This is a genomic window from Planktotalea sp. (assembly GCF_965659345.1).
Classification (GTDB): Bacteria; Pseudomonadota; Alphaproteobacteria; order Rhodobacterales; family Rhodobacteraceae; genus Planktotalea.
In genome coordinates this window covers 84,168-100,484 of record NZ_CBFHVK010000013.1, presented here as the reverse complement: position 1 = coordinate 100,484, position 16,317 = coordinate 84,168, and the positions used below count along the sequence as shown (strand labels likewise).

Below are 16,317 nucleotides of genomic sequence, written 5' to 3'. Positions count from 1 at the left end.
TCTTTGAAACACTTTGTTGATTTAGCCCCTCAAAAGGCGGCGAATATGAAACATTACACCGCTCGATAACACATGGACGTGAGGGAGTGCCACAAAACTTGTCTCAAGCGCCTTAGCGTCACATCTCTAAACCAAGCAACAAAGTGGAGAAGATCCAATGGCCCAGTTAAAGAATATCCTTCTTGTCGATGATGACGATGATCTGCGCGAGGCTTTGTCTGAACAACTTGTAATGACAGAGGATTTCGAGGTTTTCGAAGCCGATTGCGGTGCTCAAGCGATGGAGCGGATCAAAGATTCGCTTTATGATCTGATTATTCTGGATGTGGGCCTGCCCGATACGGATGGGCGGGAATTGTGTCGCCTCATGCGCAAACAAGGCGTTAAGAGCCCGGTTCTGATGCTGACGGGGCATGACAGCGATGCGGACACGATCCTTGGCCTAGATGCCGGCGCGAATGATTACGTGTCCAAACCTTTCAAATTTCCGGTGCTTCTGGCCCGCATTCGCGCGCAGTTGCGCCAGCATGAACAGTCCGAAGATGCAGTGTTTGGCCTTGGCCCCTACACATTCAAGCCGTCGATGAAGATGTTGATTACAGAAGAGGACAAGAAAATTCGTCTTACAGAGAAAGAGACGAACATCCTGAAGTTTCTCTACCGTTCATCCGAAGGCGTGGTGCCGCGCGATATCCTTTTGCATGAGGTCTGGGGTTACAATGCTGGTGTTACTACACACACTTTGGAAACACACATTTACCGCCTTCGTCAAAAAATTGAACCAGATCCGTCAAATGCGCGCCTTCTTGTGACCGAATCTGGTGGCTATAGATTAGTGGCTTAAGCGTTAAAAACTCGTGAAGCGCGTCAATTTTGATCCAAATCAAGGATTAACGTCGTATTCATAGTTAGATGATTAAGTAAGGTACCCGCGCATATTCGGGTTATGATATGCACCTCCCTGTTGGACTGGCCCGGGCTTTGCCCGGGCATTTTTTTATGTTTCTTTTTGCATCGAAATAATTGGCCCAGTCCCGCGTTGGGACAGTTTATCCTCTGGATTATAAAGCGCACAGGCATCGAGCGAGAGACAACCGCATCCGATGCATCCGTCAAGACTGTCGCGCATGCGTTCCAGCTTAGCGATCCGCTCATCAAGGTGGATACGAAGCCCCATAGATATGTGTGCCCAATCTTTTGCGGTTGGTGTTCTATTTTCTGGTAACTCATCCAGTACCGCTTTGATTTGTGGAAGCGTCAATCCAAATTGCTGAGCAATCAAGATGAATGACACGCGCCTCACTTGTGCTCGGGCGAACCGGCGATGCCCGCCGCGATTGCGGTTGGCTGTAATGAGGCCTTCTGTTTCGTAAAAACGGATTGCAGAGACGGCAAGTCCGGTGCGCTTTGCCATTTGTCCGATGGTGATTTCAGAATGTTTGCTGTGCATCAAAAAACCTCTTGATCTAAAGTTAACTTTAGAAATTACAAAGAGGTTAGATCAAGGACAAAGGAGAGATCTCATGGCAAAATTAGAGCATGCGAATATAAACGTCAGCGACGCTGGAAAAACTGCAGCATGGTTTGGCCGCGCGTTTGGTTGGCGCGTGCGGTGGGAAGGCAGCACCTTTGACGGGGCGGGCTACACCATGCATGTCGGAGCAGACGACAGCTATATTGCGCTGTACGAGCCCAAGGCATCGAAAGCTGGCGTTGAAAGGGACTACAAAACGCAGGGCCAATTGAACCACGTTGGAATTGTCGTGGACGATTTAGCAGCTGTGGAAAATGCGATCCGAGCTGAGGGGTATGAACCGCATTCTCATCAGGACTATGAACCCGGAGAGCGGTTTTACTTTAAGGATGAAAATGGCGTTGAATTTGAAATCGTTGCATATGATTGAGAGGGGTTCGGGGGCTAGCCCCCGTCGCCTATAGCGGCGACTCCCCCGGAGTTTTCTCGGAAAAATGAAGAATTACGTTGCGGCGAAGTGGGTTACCTTGCTTCGCCGCAAAGGCCATGCTGGGTGAATATTTCACAGGAGCGTTGAGCATGTCTAACACAGTAAAACAGGTCGTTTACTCTGAATTTGGTGACCCCAGCCAAGTTTTGCGCGTGGAAGAAGTTGCGCGCGCTGATTTGGGCGAAGGGCAAGCCCGTGCTGATGTTTTACGAGCACCGATAAATCCTTCTGATGTGATACAAGTTGCTGGAAACTACGGTGTGCGTCCGCCTTTGCCAGCGATTGCAGGGAATGAGGGCATAGGGCGCATTACAGAAATCAGTGGCGATGCGCGTGGGCTTCAGGTTGGTCAGCTTGTATTGCTGCCTGCGGGCGCGGGAACTTGGCGCAGCGAGGTCGTTGCATCCGCAGGCGCGTTTGTTCCAATGCCCGAGGGTGATGTTGATCAACTTTCGATGATGATGGTGAACCCTGCAACCGCTCAGCTTTTGTTGACGGATTTTGTAGAGCTAGCTGAAGGGGATTGGATCATTCAAAGCGCTGCGAACTCTGCCGTGGGTACATATATTGTGCAGCTCGCCAAGACGATAGGCGTGAAAACCGTGAGCATCGTGCGCCGTGAAAGTGCGGTGCAAGGGTTGCTTGATCAAGGCGCGGATGTTGTTCTGGTCGATGGCCCTGACTTGGTGAAACGCGTCATTCAAGCGACGAACAAGTCCAAGATCAAGTTGGCCTTGGATGCAGTCGCGGGGGAGACATTTGGCCGTTTGGCGGATTGCTTGGAGGTAGGCGGAACGCTTGTGAATTATGGCGCGATGTCCAATGAATCCGCTTCGATGCAAGCGGGCGCTATGATCTTTCGCGACATCCGCGTGCGTGGCTTCTGGTTGGTGAACTGGTTTGAACGTGCAAGCAAAGAAGAGCGCATGGCTGTATACGCAGCACTTACCAAAGCGGTGGCGACAGGTGCGTTGCATGCACCTATCGACCGTGTCTTTGCGCTTGAGGATGTAAGCGAAGCTGCGCGTTATACGATGGCTGGAGAGCGCACCGGCAAAGTGCTGCTTGCGCCGAACGGCATCTAGGCTAGTTTGGCGCGATCTAATCTCGAAAAGGACGCGCCATGAGCTTCACTCTTGCCACTTGGAACATCAATTCAGTGCGGTTGCGCGCGCCAATCGTGTGCAAATTGCTCGAAGAGGAAGCGCCCGATGTGCTGTGCTTGCAAGAATGTAAATCCCCTGTCGAATTGATCCCGATGGAAGCGTTCGCGGCGCTTGGCTACACCCACATGGTTGCGCGTGGGCAAAAGGGGTACAACGGTGTTGCGATCTTATCGAAACTGCCAATCAAAGAGGTCGGTGCAGAGGACTTCGCCAGCCTTGGACATGCGCGCCACATTGCGGGGCAGCTAGAAAATGGCGTGACGATCCACAATTTCTATGTGCCCGCAGGCGGCGACGTGCCGGACCGCGAGAAGAACGAGAAGTTCGGTCAAAAGCTCGACTATCTGACCGAGATGCGCGATTGGTTTAAGGCCACTCCTCCGAAAAAATCGATCCTCGTGGGGGATCTCAACATCGCGCCACGCGAGGATGATGTTTGGGATCACAAGAAGCTTTTGAAGATCGTCTCGCACACCCCGATTGAGGTGGAGCATTTGGATGACGTCATGCAAGCAGGCGATTGGGTTGACGTCACGCGCGCGGATAGTCCTGAGGGCAAGCTTTATAGCTGGTGGTCCTACCGCGCGAAGGATTGGGATGGGGCTGATAAAGGCCGCCGTTTGGATCATGTCTGGGCGACCGGGGATATTGCTGCTTCAGCGCATTCTTCGCGAGTTTTAAGGGATGCGCGCGGATGGGAGAAACCTTCCGATCATGCGCCTGTGTTTGCGACGTTTGATTTGTAGGAACCTAGCACCCAAGCAGTGTCCATTTTTTTAACGAAACACTCCGGTTGCTATGCCTTTTCTAGCTCCTACCGCTGGAGCTGTTCTCGCGGGGCAACCTGGGCCCGGGCAGTCGTCAAATCGCAACCCACCCGAGCTTTTACGAGCAGGGTTTGACGCTGCGCGCCTACCACTCGTTCGTTTTGCTTTTATGGACCCAATCGGATTTCTTACAGACGGTTTAGGCCGCGTTTTGCAGGTGACAGGATTACTGCGTAGTATCTCAACCAGTTCATCGACTGGGGTTTGGCTTGTCACCTTCGCGCTTGCGGGAGCAATCGCGATGTAATGTGACAATGCGCTCCGCGAAGCGGGTCCCCAAGCGCCATCGACAGCCAGATTGTAGCACTTGTAGTCCTTCAAGACGGTCTGAAGTGCGCGTGCATTTTCTTTAGGCACAACAATTTTTAACGGTTTCGCGGGTTTCTTTTTCTGGCGTTCCAGACCCGATTTCGGGGCAACGTTCTTCACAATGTTACCTGCAGACACTTGCGCCTGAGTACTGGTGCAGATCACTAGCGCAAGGATTGTTGCGAGACTGCTAAGAGCTTTCTTTCCCATAGTCGCCAATCCTTTAAAGTGGGTAAGTCTTCTAGACTTTTTGTAACCTGAGCCTCGTCCCATCTCAAGTAGTCTTCAATTATAGATTGTTCATTTTCATCGCAGTACAATCGACAGCGAGAGAGAGAGCTGTGCAGCTTGTCTCTGCAAACATTTCGACTTTCAGCAAATGTCGCCATACGTTCTGCACAGGCGTCAAGCTCTGCTTCAGCGGAAGGAGAAAGGTTACCGTCACTTTCCTCAAGCAATTCGTTTTGACGCTGGTGTGCATAGTTCGCAGTATCAACAAGTCGTCGCCATGACGTAATATAGGTGTTCATTTCAGCGGCTATATCTTCGGCAATGAGGCTTTTGCGTTCCGTAAATGCCTTTTTCCTAAGATAACGATCTTGTACTCTTGGATAAATGACATTGGCAACAAACCCGCCAACGATGACGAGAACGCTAGGAAACACCAAAAAGCGAAGTGAGATGTAGGCCAGAGAAGTTTGCGTCGAAAGATCACTTAGAAACATGTCCAAAGGTGCTTTCCTTAGATGGAATCTGGGTCGTTATGATGATAGATTGAAAATGGTTGGTAATTCTAGCATAGAGCCCAGTTTTTGAGCATTCATAGCTTGGAAGTTAGGACCGAGACGTTCATATGTCTCATAAACGACACCTTTACGGAGTAACGAATGATTGAACTAGGCGGGGGCGCACAGGCGCCAGTGGGTGATTTGATCAAGGACGTGGATGAAAGCAATTTCATGAAAGACGTCGTGGACGCCAGCCAAGAGGTTCCTGTTATCGTTGATTTTTGGGCACCTTGGTGTGGTCCTTGCAAAACGCTTGGTCCTGCCTTGGAAGCAGAAGTGACTGCGGCAAACGGCGCTGTGAAGATGGCAAAGATCGATGTGGATCAGAACCAGATGATTGCAGGGCAGATGCAAATTCAATCTATTCCTGCAGTGTTTGCCTTTTACAAAGGACAACCGATTGACGGGTTTCAGGGTGCTTTGCCACCCTCTGAAATTAAGGCTTTCGTGGACCGTGTTATCGAGGCTGGGGGCGGTGATCCCTCCGGTGGATTGGACGACGCGATTGAGGCTGCAGCCATGATGCTTGAAGAAGGCGATGCGAGCGATGCAGCGCAAACCTTCGCGGCGATTCTTGAAGAAGATGATCAATGCGTTGCCGCTTATGCAGGGCTTGCGCGGTCCTATTTGGCGATGGACGAAATGGATCAGGCAGAGGCCGTTTTGAACGGCGTTCCAGCGGAAATTTCTTCTGATGCAATGATTGAAGCCGCCTTTGCTCAACTCGCTCTTGCGCGACAGGCGGCTCAAGCTGGGCCCTTGGCCGAACTCACTGCTGCAGTTGAGGCCAATCCTGATGATTTACAAGCACGCTTTGATCTGGCGACCGCGCTCAATGCCAACGCTCAAACGCAAGAGGCTGTAGATGCGCTACTTGAGATTTTCCGTCGCGACCGCGAATGGAATGAAGGTGCGGCCAAAACCCAGCTCTTCACGATTTTTGACGCGCTAGAAGCGAAAGATCCAATTGTCCTTAATGGGCGTCGCAAATTAAGCTCGATGATATTTGTCTAACGCGGCACACGGGCTACGTCATCTAACATGATAAAAATCGGTGATCTCCCGGACATGCTTCCGGCCTTTCCTCTGCCCGGTGCGTTGCTTTTGCCGCGCTCGCGCTTGCCCTTGCATATTTTCGAGCCGCGGTATCTCGCGATGATCGATGATGCGCTTAAAACTCAAGGGCGGCTCATTGCGATGGTCCAGCCCAATCCAGGACGTGCTGGGGATGATAAGGGTCTTCACACTATCGGGTGTGCAGGTCGCATCACCCAGTTCTCGGAGACAGAGGATGGACGCTATATGCTGACGCTGTCAGGTGTGTCGCGCTTCCGTCTTGTCGGTGAGGTTGACGGCTTTGCTCCGTATCGTCGTATCGAAGTGAACTGGGACGGATTTGATCAAGACCTGAAAGCGTCTGAAACAGATGTTGCATTTGATCGCGAAAAATTCCTGAACCTGCTCTCAAAATATTTCACATATCGCGATCTAAGTGCGGATTGGGAAACCTTGAAAGATGCTGATGACGAGTTGTTGGTCAATTCACTTTCGATGATGCTTGATTTTGAACCCGAAGATAAGCAAGCGCTTTTGGAAGCGCCAAGCCTATCGACGCGTCGCGAGACGTTGGTGACATTGATCGAGTACTTCTTACGTGGTGGAGATGCAGAGGAAATGATGCAATGACAGATCACCCGATCTCTGCGTTCGATCCGCATATGCTAGAAGCATTGATTTGCCCGCAAACGCAGGGCCGTCTTGAATATGATGCAACTGCTCAAGAGCTTGTTTCGAAGAAAGCAGGGCTTGCTTTCCCTATTCGCAATGGCATTCCCGTTATGCTGATAGACGAGGCGCGTCGGCTCGATTAAAGCGCGCGCCCTGTCATCAGTTGGGGGAGATCACCGGTCAAACCAGCGGCTTCGCGCATGAAGTTGCGACGCAGACTAGGGACGGAATTGATTAAGCCCATACCCAGATCACGACCCATTCGCAGAAGTGGGTTATCGTTTGAAAACAGCTTGTTAAAGGTGTCCGTCGCCACCGCGAGCGTAGCCGTGTCGAAGCGGCGCCATTGCTGATATCGCTCTAACACCAAAGGCGATGCAATATCTTCACCGCGGCGAGCGGCCATCGTCATGACTTCAGCCAGTGCAGCAACGTCCCGCAAACCAGCGTTCAACCCTTGTCCCGCAATTGGATGTACGCCATGTGCTGCATCACCGATCAGCGCGAGACGTTCACCGATAAAGCTATTCGCGATCGTTAAGTTCAAAGGATAGGTAAAGCGCGTGCCTGTTAGTTTGATTTCCCCCAGAAAATCTCCAAAAGCAGGGCGAAGCGCGTTCAAGTAATCTGCGTCATCTAAACCATTGATGCGTTTGGCGTTGTCTTCAGTTTCACTCCACACGATAGAGCTGCGATTGCCTGTTAGTGGCAAAATCGCCAAAGGCCCCGAGGGCATAAAGAACTGATGCGCAATGCCGCCGTGTGGTTTTTCATGCTCAATCGCGCAGACCAGTGCTGTTTGGCCGTAGCCCCACCCTGTGCGCTTGATCTTTGCGCGCTCTGCTGTTCCTGAGCGCCGCCCGTCCGAGCCAACCAGAACGCGCCCTTTTAGCACCTCTCCGGAAGCCAATGTGACCGATGCGGCTTTTGTCGTGTCCTGAGCGACGACTGTTTCGCTATGGCGCAAAGTGATCAATGGCTCCGCCTCCATCGCGTCTAAAAACGCGCGGCGCAGATAACGATCCTCAACCAAGTAACCCATGGGTCCTTCTTCGATCTCTGCGTGATCAAAGTGCAGGAAAAATGGCGATGGGCCTTCGCCTGCGCGCCCGTCGGTGACCTTGATTTCCAACATTGGCTGCGCGTTCGTTGCGAGGCCATCCCACAGACCAATCGCATGCAGCAATCGTTGTGACGCAAGCGCAAGCGCGTAAGAGCGCCCATCGAAGTCGTGCGCTTTGCGATTATCCACCGGCAATGCGTCGATGACAGTGCTGCTCAAGCCCCCTTGAGCCGCTGCAAGCGCCAAAGCAGGGCCGTTTAAGCCGCCACCAACGATGATCAGATCACTATCAAATTCCATGAGTTTCAATATGGGTGCGCGCGCAGGATTGTCCATGCGCGTCTCTGTCGCTACCCTAGCATCAAAGGGAGAAATACGATGCAAGAATGGTTAAAGATGAGCGCAGCTGCGCTGGGTCGTGGTATTGAAGCAGGTCAGATTGACCCTGTTGATTTGGCGCAGACATATCTTGATGCCGCTGCTGCACATCCCTTGAGCACTCGAATCTATGCCCGCCTTACGCCAGAGCGTGCGATTGCTGAAGCGACTGCAGCTAGTACGCGTGCAAAAGCAGGGCAGCGTTTGTCACCGCTTGATGGGGTGCCGATCAGTTGGAAAGATTTATTCGATACTGCAGGGATTGTGACCGAGGCAGGCAGCGCGTTGCTAAAAGATCGCGTGCCAAGTGAAGATGCAGAAGTCTTGCAGGCTGCAACCATGATGGGCACAGTTTGCATTGGTAAAACTCATATGAGCGAACTGGCGTTTTCGGGCCTTGGGTACAATCCGATCACACAAACCGCTCCTTGCTTGCATGATCCTGATGCTGTCTCTGGCGGGTCGTCATCAGGTGCTGCGGCTTCGATTGCCCATGATATCGCGCCGCTTGCGATTGGCTCAGACACGGGTGGTTCTGTGCGCTTGCCTGCGGTTTGGAACGATCTGGTGGGTCTGAAAACCACGGCTGGGCGGGTATCACTCAAAGGTGTCGTGCCTTTGGTGAAAAGTTTCGACACTGTCGGCCCCTTGGCGCGCACTGTTGAAGATGCGGTAGTTGCCTTGAGCGTATTGGAAGGGCAACGCCCAGCCGATTTACGCGGTGCAACGCTGAAGGGCGCACGTTTTGCGGTGCTCAAAACGCTGGCGCTAGACGAGGTGGAACCGCAGCCGCTGGCAGCCTTCCAAGCGGCTTTGGTGAAACTAGAAGCGGCAGGTGCTGAGCTCATTGAAATTGATGCGCCTGAAGTTGTTGAAGCGATTTCGCACGCTGGTCCACTTTATCCGGGCGAAGCTTATGGGATGTGGCGCACCGAAATCGAAGCGAAGCCGGATGTGATGTACGCGCAAGTTTTGGGTCGTTTCCGTGCAGGTGCCAACTTCTCCGCACCTGATTTCGTTGCTGCTTGGGAAACCTTAAGCGCCCTGCGCGAGATTTGGGACGCGCGGATCGCTGGATTTGATGCTGTGCTTATGCCGTCTTGCGCAATTATGCCGCCGAAAATCACTGATCTTGAGGCAGATGAGGCATTTTATGTCGAACGTAATCTTGCAGCACTCCGTAATACACGCATCGGTAACCTCATGGGATGTTGCGCTTTAACGCTTCCGACAGGGGTGCCGAGCTGCGGAATCATGCTCAATACATTGCCAATGCAGGAAGAGCGTTTGCTACGCATCGGCGCGGCAGCGGAAGCAGCGCTGGCTTAAATGCCACAAGTTGTTCTGAAACTTGCGATTTTTATTGGACGCGAGGCACAGCCTTAGGTTACTTTACTCTCAACGGGGCGAAAATGATCCCGACATTGAGGCAGTTACCTATGTTTCCCGAGCGGTTCTCGAACCTTCCGGCATACGCGTTTCCGCGTTTGCGTACGCTTTTGGACCATCACACACCGGGCGGTGATGTGGTGCATATGACCATTGGTGAACCAAAACATGCTTTTCCTGACTGGGTTTCTGGCATCATTGCTGAAAATATAGCTGGCTTTAACAAATATCCCGCGAACGACGGCAGCCCTGAATTGCTAAGCTCTATCGCGGGTTGGATGAAACGCCGTTTTGATGCGGATGTTGATGCAGACACGCAAGTTATGGCGCTGAATGGCACGCGAGAGGGGCTTTATAACGCTTCGATGGCGCTTTGCCCTGAGACGAAAAATGGCGCACAGCCGCTCGTTCTGACGCCAAACCCATTTTATCAAGTCTACATGGTTGCGGCTATTTCGGTCGGTGCCAAGCCACACTTCGTGAACGCGACTTCTGCGTCTCATCATCTACCCGATTTTACGTCGTTGTCTGAAGACGTACTAAAGCGCACTGCGATTGCTTACATGTGTTCGCCCGCGAACCCGCAAGGGGCTGTTGCGGATGAACAGTTCTGGCGTGACTTGATCGGTCTTGCCGAACAATACGATTTCCAAGTTTTCGCAGACGAGTGTTATTCCGAAATTTACCGCGATGCTCCGCCAACGAGCGCGATAAAAGTCGCGCAAGAGATGGGTGCCGATCCTGAGCGGGTTGTTGTGTTTCATTCACTCTCCAAGCGTTCCAATTTGCCCGGTCTGCGTTCTGGCTTTGTGGTGGGCGGTCCTGAGAGCATCAAACGTATCAAGCAATTGCGCACCTATTCCGGCGCGCCGCTTCCTTTGCCTTTGCAAAAGGTGGCAGAGCGCGCTTGGGCAGATGACGCGCATGTCGATGAAAATCGCGCTTTGTACCAAGAAAAGTATCGCATCGCTGATGAGATTTTCGCCAATGTCCAAGGCTACCAAGGGCCAGAGGCGGGCTTTTTTCTATGGCTTCCAGTCGACGACGGTGAAGAGGCCGCGTTAAAGCTTTGGAAAGAAACAGGCGTGCGCGTTCTACCGGGCGCATATCTAAGCAAAGACACAGATCAGGGAAACCCTGGCAAAGAATATATCCGGGTCGCCATGGTGGCCCCAAAAGCCGAAATGCAGCGTGGATTGATTCAAATCCGCGACTGCCTATTCGCATAAAAACGAGGAACGGGAATGGCATATCAAGCACGGGGACGCGATCCGCTTTTGGATAGTAACATGCAGGCCATGATTGAAAAGCGTGGCAAAGAAATGATCGGCGCAGCGCTGATTGTTTTTGGCATTTTGGCTGCAATGGTTGTTGGATCTTACACGCCAACTGACCCAAGCTGGTTGTCCGCGACAGATGCGCCCGTGCAAAACTGGCTTGGCCAAATGGGCGCGTCTATTGCTGCGCCATTGTTTATGATCGTTGGTAAGGCCGCTTGGGTTATTCCTATTGTCGCGATTTCTTGGGGCGTTCGCTTTGTTTTGCACTTTGGTGCAGAACGTGCGCTGGGCCGGATCATTTTCCTCCCCATCGCTGTTGTCATCTGCGCTGTCTACATGTCCTCGCTTGTTCCCGGCGCGGCATGGACACACACATTTGGTCTTGGTGGATTGTTTGGTGACACTGTCCTTGGCGCTTTCCTTACATTCTTGCCGTTCAGCGCGGCATTCGGCTTGAAGTTTGTGGCTTTCTTCCTTGCGATTGCGACAGTTGTGATGCTCGCCTTTGTGCTTGGCGCGACCCGTTTTGAAGTGAAAGAAAGCGCGCGTTTTCTCGCGATTGGCGTTGTTGTGACGTATATGATGGCGATGCGTTTGATCGGTAAGGGGGCAAAAGGGGCTGTTGGCGCTGCGAGCACGATGCAAGCGCGACAGACTGAGAAGCGCGAAGCCTTGCGCGCCGAAGAGGAAGCCCGTGCTGCGCGCCGTCTCGCCGATGAACCAAGAATGACCCATGTTGTGCCCGAGCCAGTTCTGGAACCTGTGTTCGAAGAGCCAGAGCAAGCACCTGAAAAAGAAAAGGTCGGTTTGCTGGCGCGTATGCCGTCCTTGATCAAACGTGCAGATCCGATGCCAGAGCCTGAATTAGTAGAGCAAGAGGCGCTGGAAAACTATGCGGAAATGCCAACTGATGATCGCATCAAGAGCAAAATTTCCAACGTTATCAAAAGCCGTGCGCGCAATCATATGGTTACGCAGCCACCTGTTACGTCGCATCCCGCCAAGGCTCGTAACCGTGGCCCTATCCCGCTCGTAGTGGATACCACTCAGCCAAACATGCGTGTGGAACCCCCTTTGAGTGCGACTTTGGTGGCTGAACCGCCTTTAAACGCAATGGCTGAACCAAGTGCGCTGGCCTTTACATCGGCACGTATGGAAGCAGTATCCGAGCCGGTTGAAGCGCCTCTTATGCAAGAGCCGGTTGCGCCTGCGCCCGCCTTTTTGAGCGCGTCTTTTCAAACTCAACCACCGCTTGAGCAGCCTGTGCCGCAAGAGCCAATGGCCTATGTTGCTCCGTCAGTTCCTTCAGCAACTGCGCCTGAACCTGCGCCAGCACCGACCCCCGTGACAGATTTTGATGCGATGCCAACGGAGGATTTGCCAACTGCAACTCCTATTGATGCGCCAAGCTTTGAAAGTGCGCCGCAGGTGAGCGAAGAAGAGGTCGCAGCATTTGCACCTGTTCCCGATCCGATACCGACACCTGCCCCCAAAAGCGTTGTGCAACATACGCAACGCAAGCCTGTTCAACCCTCAACGCGTGCAAAGGCCGAAGCACAGCCGACGTTGAAATTCGCAGACAGCGCGGAAGCGTTCGAGCTTCCTCCGCTCAACTTGCTTGAAAGCCCGGCAACAGTGCAACGCCATCACTTGAGCGATGAAGCGCTTGAGGAAAATGCGCGTATGCTTGAGGCGGTTCTCGATGACTATGGTGTTAAGGGCGAAATCGTTTCCGTCCGTCCAGGCCCTGTTGTCACTATGTACGAACTAGAGCCCGCGCCGGGCTTGAAAGCGTCCCGAGTGATTGGTCTATCAGACGATATCGCGCGTTCCATGTCAGCTTTGTCTGCACGTGTGTCCACCGTTCCGGGCCGCTCTGTTATTGGTATCGAATTGCCAAATGAGAATCGTGAAAAGGTTGTCTTGCGTGAGATTCTCTCAAGCCGTGATTTTGGCGATGGTCAGCAAAAACTGCCGCTCGCACTTGGAAAAGACATTGGTGGTGATCCTATCGTGGCAAATTTGGCCAAGATGCCCCACCTCTTGATCGCGGGTACAACCGGTTCCGGTAAATCTGTCGCAATCAATACGATGATCTTGTCGCTGCTTTACAAGCTGACACCGGAAGAGTGTCGCTTGATCATGATCGACCCTAAAATGCTCGAGCTTTCCGTTTATGACGGCATCCCGCATCTTCTGAGCCCTGTTGTGACAGACCCGAAAAAGGCTGTTGTCGCCCTCAAGTGGGTCGTCGGCGAAATGGAAGAGCGCTATCGCAAGATGTCCAAAATGGGTGTGCGTAACATTGATGGCCATAACAGCCGTGTTGCGGATGCGCTGGGCAAGAACGAAATGTTCTCGCGTACGGTGCAAACTGGTTTTGATGATGAGACGGGTGAACCGATCTTTGAAACCGAAGAGACGCAGCCAGAGAAAATGCCTTATATCGTCGTTGTTGTTGACGAGATGGCAGATCTGATGATGGTCGCGGGCAAAGAAATCGAAGCCTGCATTCAGCGCCTTGCGCAGATGGCGCGTGCGTCTGGTATCCACTTGATCATGGCGACGCAGCGTCCGTCGGTTGACGTCATCACAGGTACGATCAAAGCGAACTTCCCAACGCGTATTTCGTTCCAAGTGACCTCTAAAATCGACAGTCGTACAATTCTTGGTGAGATGGGTGCAGAACAACTGTTGGGTATGGGCGATATGCTCTACATGGCGGGTGGCGCGAAGATTACGCGTTGTCATGGCCCCTTTGTTTCTGACGAAGAAGTCGAAGAAATCGTCAACCATCTCAAGGCCTACGGTCCACCCAATTATATGAGTGGCGTTGTCGAAGGTCCGTCAGAAGAGGCTGCCAGCAGCATCGACACGGTGCTTGGTCTTGGTGGTAACACGGATGGCGAAGATGCGCTTTATGACACTGCAGTTGCGATTGTGATTAAGGATCGTAAATGTTCGACCTCCTACATCCAACGCAAATTGGCGATTGGCTATAACAAAGCCGCGCGCTTGGTTGAGCAAATGGAGGACGAGGGCCTTGTTTCTCCTGCAAACCATGTGGGCAAACGTGAGATACTCGTACCAGAAGCGCAATAACGGCAGTCCTTCGCCGCTCTCTTATTCGTGAGAGTGGCGTGGGGTGTACCTGTGCGTTGGAATGGTTAAATAGGTCTTATGAATATTAGAACACTCCTTCCCGCTGCCGCGATTATGATCGCTACGGCCATTCCAGCCGCTGCACAGCAGATTTCGCTGAATGCAATATCAAATTATCTGAACAATCTTCAGACCGCCAAAGGCGCGTTCACACAGGTGAATGATGACGGTACGATTTCTACGGGAACGATCTTTATCAAGCGGCCAGGGCGCATTCGGTTCGAGTATAATCCGCCTGATAAGCAGCTTGTTCTCGCAAGTGGTGGCGCGGTTGTGATTTATGATCCTAAGACCAATGAACCGCCCGAGACATACCCGCTCGCGCGTACACCCCTGTCGATTATTCTTGCGAAAAACGTGAACCTGTCACGCGCACGGATGGTTGTCGGTCATACAAGCGATGGCAAATCCACGACAGTTAAAGCGCAAGATCCAGAGCATCCGGAATATGGTAACATCGAGCTGGTGTTCACCGCGAACCCTGTTGAGTTGCGCCAGTGGGTGATCAATGATGATGGCGGAAATCGCACAACCGTTATTTTGGGTGAGTTGGATAAAAAAGCGCGGATGAACAATTCCTTGTTCAATCCTGATTCCGCGCTTCCAAGGGGTGTTGATCGCTAAACGCGACAGCCGCGAAGCTGGTTTTTATATTTAAACGAGCGTTCGTCGATTTCACCTGCAACACGCATCAGCCAGCTTTTGCCATAAAAGCTTCCGCGCTTATAGCCGGTGTGACCCTCGTGATAGGCAAGATACTGATTGCGCGCATCGCTCAAAGAAATGCCGTTACGATCGCGTGATAGGTTCATATACCAACCCATAAAGTCGGTCGCATCCTCAATGCGATCGCGCCTTGCAGAACGCTTGCCTTGATCAACTTGATACTCTTTCCAAGTCGCATCAAGAGCCTGCGCATAGCCGAACGCGGAACTTTGGCGCCCCATCGGAATAACGCCAAGCGTGTATTTAAGCGGCGTGCGCGCATCGCCAATAAATTTGCTTTCTTGATACATCGCAGCCATCTGCACATGAATAGGAACGCCCCATTTGCGCTCTGCCTTGCGAAAGGCTTTCATGTAAGCAGGTCGCTCTTTCGCGATACTGCATGCGTTATCAAGGTTTCGGGGAGCAGAGAAATTTCCTCCGCCTCCACCGCAAGATGCGACCAAGCTCAAAATCACCAGGGCGCGAAAGAATCTGCTCATTGGCCTCTCGCTTTGTTCTATTTTTATGTTTTCCCTATAGTAGCGCAAATTGCTGCGATGCAAAATGACTTTCGCTTGAGGTTTGCACGCTAAAGCAGAAACGTCAGCAAGAGCGGTATTGCGGCAACGGACATCAAGGTCGATACGACGACGAGCCCTGCAACTGCCTCTGAATCCCCACCATATTTTTCCGCAAGCAAGTAAGCTGTGACTGCGACGGGCGTCGCCGTCTGAAGAATCAAAACAGCCAAGGGAATTTCGCTTAGTCCAAGTGCGCGCCCAATCATCAGCGCGATACCGGCACACACAACGTATTTCACGAATGACAGAACGAAGGCTTGGGTAATACGTCCGGGTTTGAGCCGCGCAACTGCAACCCCAAGTGTGATCAGCATAAGCGGAATCGCCATTTGGCCGATCAGATCAAGCGTATTGGTAAGAACATCAGGGGTGCGCCAGCCTTGCCACAAAAACAAAGTTCCAAGCAACGTTGCACCGACCATCGGTTCTTTCAGCGCTTTCATCAGACTGCCACCGCCTGACACGACCCAAATCCCAAACGTGAAAGAAAAGATCGCGGAAACAGCGAATACAATCATCGCAAAACTTAGCCCTTCCGCCCCAAACGCGAATAAAGAAAGTGGGAGGCCGAGGTTGCCTGTATTTCCGAAAGTGAATGGGGCGAGATAGGTTTGTTGACGCATGTTCAACGCCCAAAACCCAAGTGCGCCAATTGCTGCAATCGCAACATGCGCGGCAATACTGGCGATCAAGAGTGTCGTAAGAGCGCTTGGATCAATTTCGGTCTTCATCAAAGCTGTGAAGATCAGACAGGGCACAGCAAGAGTCATGGCAAGGCGTGTGACGAACTCAACGCGGTACTCGAAACCAAGTTTCACCCAGCTAAACCCAATCAGGGCCAACAAAAACACGGGCGCTACAATCTCCAGCACTGTCACAAAGATGATCACAAACTGTTTCCCTGAAAAATGGCCCAAAAATTGGACAAGGCACCCTTGAATTGGGTACTAACCAAATGTAGGAGCTGCAATGCA

General features: G+C 52.2%; 16 protein-coding genes. 11 read left to right on the top strand and 5 right to left on the bottom strand.

Features of this window, described 5'->3' with window-relative positions; all coding sequences use genetic code 11:
• Nucleotides 1-157 precede the first annotated feature (157 nt).
• Complete coding sequence (locus ACTG3Z_RS12190; protein WP_439143341.1) at nt 158-844, top strand: response regulator transcription factor; 687 nt, start codon at nt 158-160, stop codon at nt 842-844.
• 153 nt (nt 845-997) lie between these two features.
• On the opposite strand, the gene soxR is transcribed toward ACTG3Z_RS12190, so the two are convergent.
• Nucleotides 998-1,450 (bottom strand): redox-sensitive transcriptional activator SoxR, encoded by a 453-nt coding sequence (soxR, locus tag ACTG3Z_RS12185; protein ID WP_439143340.1) that lies wholly within the window; start codon nt 1,448-1,450, stop codon nt 998-1,000.
• Nucleotides 1,451-1,523: 73 nt separating this feature from the next.
• Between soxR and ACTG3Z_RS12180 the strand changes: the two genes are divergently transcribed.
• The 3 genes from ACTG3Z_RS12180 (at nt 1,524) to xth (ending at nt 3,876) form a co-directional block, all read left to right on the top strand.
• The gene (locus ACTG3Z_RS12180; protein WP_439143339.1) at nt 1,524-1,904 is read left to right on the top strand and encodes a VOC family protein; all 381 of its coding nucleotides are present in this window, start codon (nt 1,524-1,526) and stop codon (nt 1,902-1,904) included.
• Nucleotides 1,905-2,053: 149 nt separating this feature from the next.
• Nucleotides 2,054-3,049 (top strand): zinc-dependent alcohol dehydrogenase family protein, encoded by a 996-nt coding sequence (locus ACTG3Z_RS12175; RefSeq protein ID WP_439143338.1) that lies wholly within the window; start codon nt 2,054-2,056, stop codon nt 3,047-3,049.
• A gap of 38 nt (nt 3,050-3,087) precedes the next feature.
• Nucleotides 3,088-3,876, top strand: coding sequence for an exodeoxyribonuclease III (xth, locus tag ACTG3Z_RS12170; RefSeq protein ID WP_439143337.1), 789 nt, complete (start codon nt 3,088-3,090; stop codon nt 3,874-3,876).
• A gap of 554 nt (nt 3,877-4,430) precedes the next feature.
• On the opposite strand, the gene ACTG3Z_RS12165 is transcribed toward xth, so the two are convergent.
• Nucleotides 4,431-4,997 carry a hypothetical protein gene (locus ACTG3Z_RS12165; protein ID WP_439143336.1) on the bottom strand — a complete coding sequence of 189 codons (567 nt, stop codon included), beginning with the start codon at nt 4,995-4,997 and terminating at the stop codon, nt 4,431-4,433.
• Between the two features lie 156 nt (nt 4,998-5,153).
• On the opposite strand from ACTG3Z_RS12165, the gene ACTG3Z_RS12160 reads away from it, so the two are divergent.
• Genes ACTG3Z_RS12160 through ACTG3Z_RS12150 form a run of 3 tightly spaced genes read left to right on the top strand, consistent with a single transcriptional unit; the run spans nt 5,154 to nt 6,925 of the window.
• The gene (locus tag ACTG3Z_RS12160) at nt 5,154-6,068 is read left to right on the top strand and encodes a tetratricopeptide repeat protein (protein ID WP_439143335.1); all 915 of its coding nucleotides are present in this window, start codon (nt 5,154-5,156) and stop codon (nt 6,066-6,068) included.
• A 27-nt stretch (nt 6,069-6,095) separates the two neighbouring features.
• Nucleotides 6,096-6,740: an LON peptidase substrate-binding domain-containing protein gene (locus ACTG3Z_RS12155; protein WP_439143334.1), complete on the top strand. Its 645-nt coding sequence runs from the start codon at nt 6,096-6,098 to the stop codon at nt 6,738-6,740.
• Nucleotides 6,737-6,925, top strand: a complete 189-nt coding sequence (locus tag ACTG3Z_RS12150) for a Trm112 family protein (protein WP_375266946.1) — start codon at nt 6,737-6,739, stop codon at nt 6,923-6,925. The genes ACTG3Z_RS12155 and ACTG3Z_RS12150 overlap by 4 nt, the downstream gene beginning before the upstream one ends.
• Here the strand turns inward: ACTG3Z_RS12150 and ACTG3Z_RS12145 are convergent.
• Nucleotides 6,922-8,181, bottom strand: coding sequence for an FAD-dependent monooxygenase (locus ACTG3Z_RS12145; RefSeq protein WP_439143333.1), 1,260 nt, complete (start codon nt 8,179-8,181; stop codon nt 6,922-6,924). The two genes, ACTG3Z_RS12150 and ACTG3Z_RS12145, sit on opposite strands and share 4 nt — an antisense overlap.
• Nucleotides 8,182-8,223: 42 nt before the next feature.
• Here ACTG3Z_RS12145 and ACTG3Z_RS12140 point away from each other — a divergent pair, with 42 nt between their 5' ends.
• The 4 genes from ACTG3Z_RS12140 to ACTG3Z_RS12125 all read left to right on the top strand — a co-directional run bounded on the left by ACTG3Z_RS12140 (nt 8,224) and on the right by ACTG3Z_RS12125 (nt 14,678).
• Nucleotides 8,224-9,552 carry an amidase gene (locus ACTG3Z_RS12140; protein ID WP_439143332.1) on the top strand — a complete coding sequence of 443 codons (1,329 nt, stop codon included), beginning with the start codon at nt 8,224-8,226 and terminating at the stop codon, nt 9,550-9,552.
• A 110-nt stretch (nt 9,553-9,662) separates the two neighbouring features.
• Nucleotides 9,663-10,841, top strand: coding sequence for an aminotransferase class I/II-fold pyridoxal phosphate-dependent enzyme (locus tag ACTG3Z_RS12135; protein WP_439143359.1), 1,179 nt, complete (start codon nt 9,663-9,665; stop codon nt 10,839-10,841).
• A 15-nt stretch (nt 10,842-10,856) separates the two neighbouring features.
• Entirely contained in the window at nt 10,857-13,994 is a 3,138-nt protein-coding gene (locus ACTG3Z_RS12130) for a DNA translocase FtsK 4TM domain-containing protein (RefSeq protein ID WP_439143331.1), read from the top strand.
• A gap of 78 nt (nt 13,995-14,072) precedes the next feature.
• Nucleotides 14,073-14,678, top strand: coding sequence for a LolA family protein (locus ACTG3Z_RS12125; RefSeq protein ID WP_439143330.1), 606 nt, complete (start codon nt 14,073-14,075; stop codon nt 14,676-14,678).
• On the opposite strand, the gene ACTG3Z_RS12120 is transcribed toward ACTG3Z_RS12125, so the two are convergent.
• Nucleotides 14,675-15,262 (bottom strand): lytic transglycosylase, encoded by a 588-nt coding sequence (locus tag ACTG3Z_RS12120; protein WP_439143329.1) that lies wholly within the window; start codon nt 15,260-15,262, stop codon nt 14,675-14,677. The genes ACTG3Z_RS12125 and ACTG3Z_RS12120 overlap by 4 nt on opposite strands.
• Nucleotides 15,263-15,351: 89 nt before the next feature.
• Nucleotides 15,352-16,233 carry an AEC family transporter gene (locus ACTG3Z_RS12115; protein WP_439143328.1) on the bottom strand — a complete coding sequence of 294 codons (882 nt, stop codon included), beginning with the start codon at nt 16,231-16,233 and terminating at the stop codon, nt 15,352-15,354.
• Nucleotides 16,234-16,317 lie beyond the last annotated feature (84 nt).

Excerpts from the sequence above, each read along its gene's own strand:
- ACTG3Z_RS12190 (WP_439143341.1), top strand. The coding sequence starts at position 158 with ATGGCCCAGTTAAAGAATATCCTTCTTGTCGATGATGACGATGATCTG.
- soxR (WP_439143340.1), bottom strand. The coding sequence starts at position 1,450 with ATGCACAGCAAACATTCTGAAATCACCATCGGACAAATGGCAAAGCGC.
- ACTG3Z_RS12180 (WP_439143339.1), top strand. The coding sequence starts at position 1,524 with ATGGCAAAATTAGAGCATGCGAATATAAACGTCAGCGACGCTGGAAAA.
- ACTG3Z_RS12175 (WP_439143338.1), top strand. The coding sequence starts at position 2,054 with ATGTCTAACACAGTAAAACAGGTCGTTTACTCTGAATTTGGTGACCCC.
- xth (WP_439143337.1), top strand. The coding sequence starts at position 3,088 with ATGAGCTTCACTCTTGCCACTTGGAACATCAATTCAGTGCGGTTGCGC.
- ACTG3Z_RS12160 (WP_439143335.1), top strand. The coding sequence starts at position 5,154 with ATGATTGAACTAGGCGGGGGCGCACAGGCGCCAGTGGGTGATTTGATC.
- ACTG3Z_RS12155 (WP_439143334.1), top strand. The coding sequence starts at position 6,096 with ATGATAAAAATCGGTGATCTCCCGGACATGCTTCCGGCCTTTCCTCTG.
- ACTG3Z_RS12150 (WP_375266946.1), top strand. The coding sequence starts at position 6,737 with ATGACAGATCACCCGATCTCTGCGTTCGATCCGCATATGCTAGAAGCA.
- ACTG3Z_RS12145 (WP_439143333.1), bottom strand. The coding sequence starts at position 8,181 with ATGGACAATCCTGCGCGCGCACCCATATTGAAACTCATGGAATTTGAT.
- ACTG3Z_RS12140 (WP_439143332.1), top strand. The coding sequence starts at position 8,224 with ATGCAAGAATGGTTAAAGATGAGCGCAGCTGCGCTGGGTCGTGGTATT.
- ACTG3Z_RS12135 (WP_439143359.1), top strand. The coding sequence starts at position 9,663 with ATGTTTCCCGAGCGGTTCTCGAACCTTCCGGCATACGCGTTTCCGCGT.
- ACTG3Z_RS12130 (WP_439143331.1), top strand. The coding sequence starts at position 10,857 with ATGGCATATCAAGCACGGGGACGCGATCCGCTTTTGGATAGTAACATG.
- ACTG3Z_RS12125 (WP_439143330.1), top strand. The coding sequence starts at position 14,073 with ATGAATATTAGAACACTCCTTCCCGCTGCCGCGATTATGATCGCTACG.
- ACTG3Z_RS12120 (WP_439143329.1), bottom strand. The coding sequence starts at position 15,262 with ATGAGCAGATTCTTTCGCGCCCTGGTGATTTTGAGCTTGGTCGCATCT.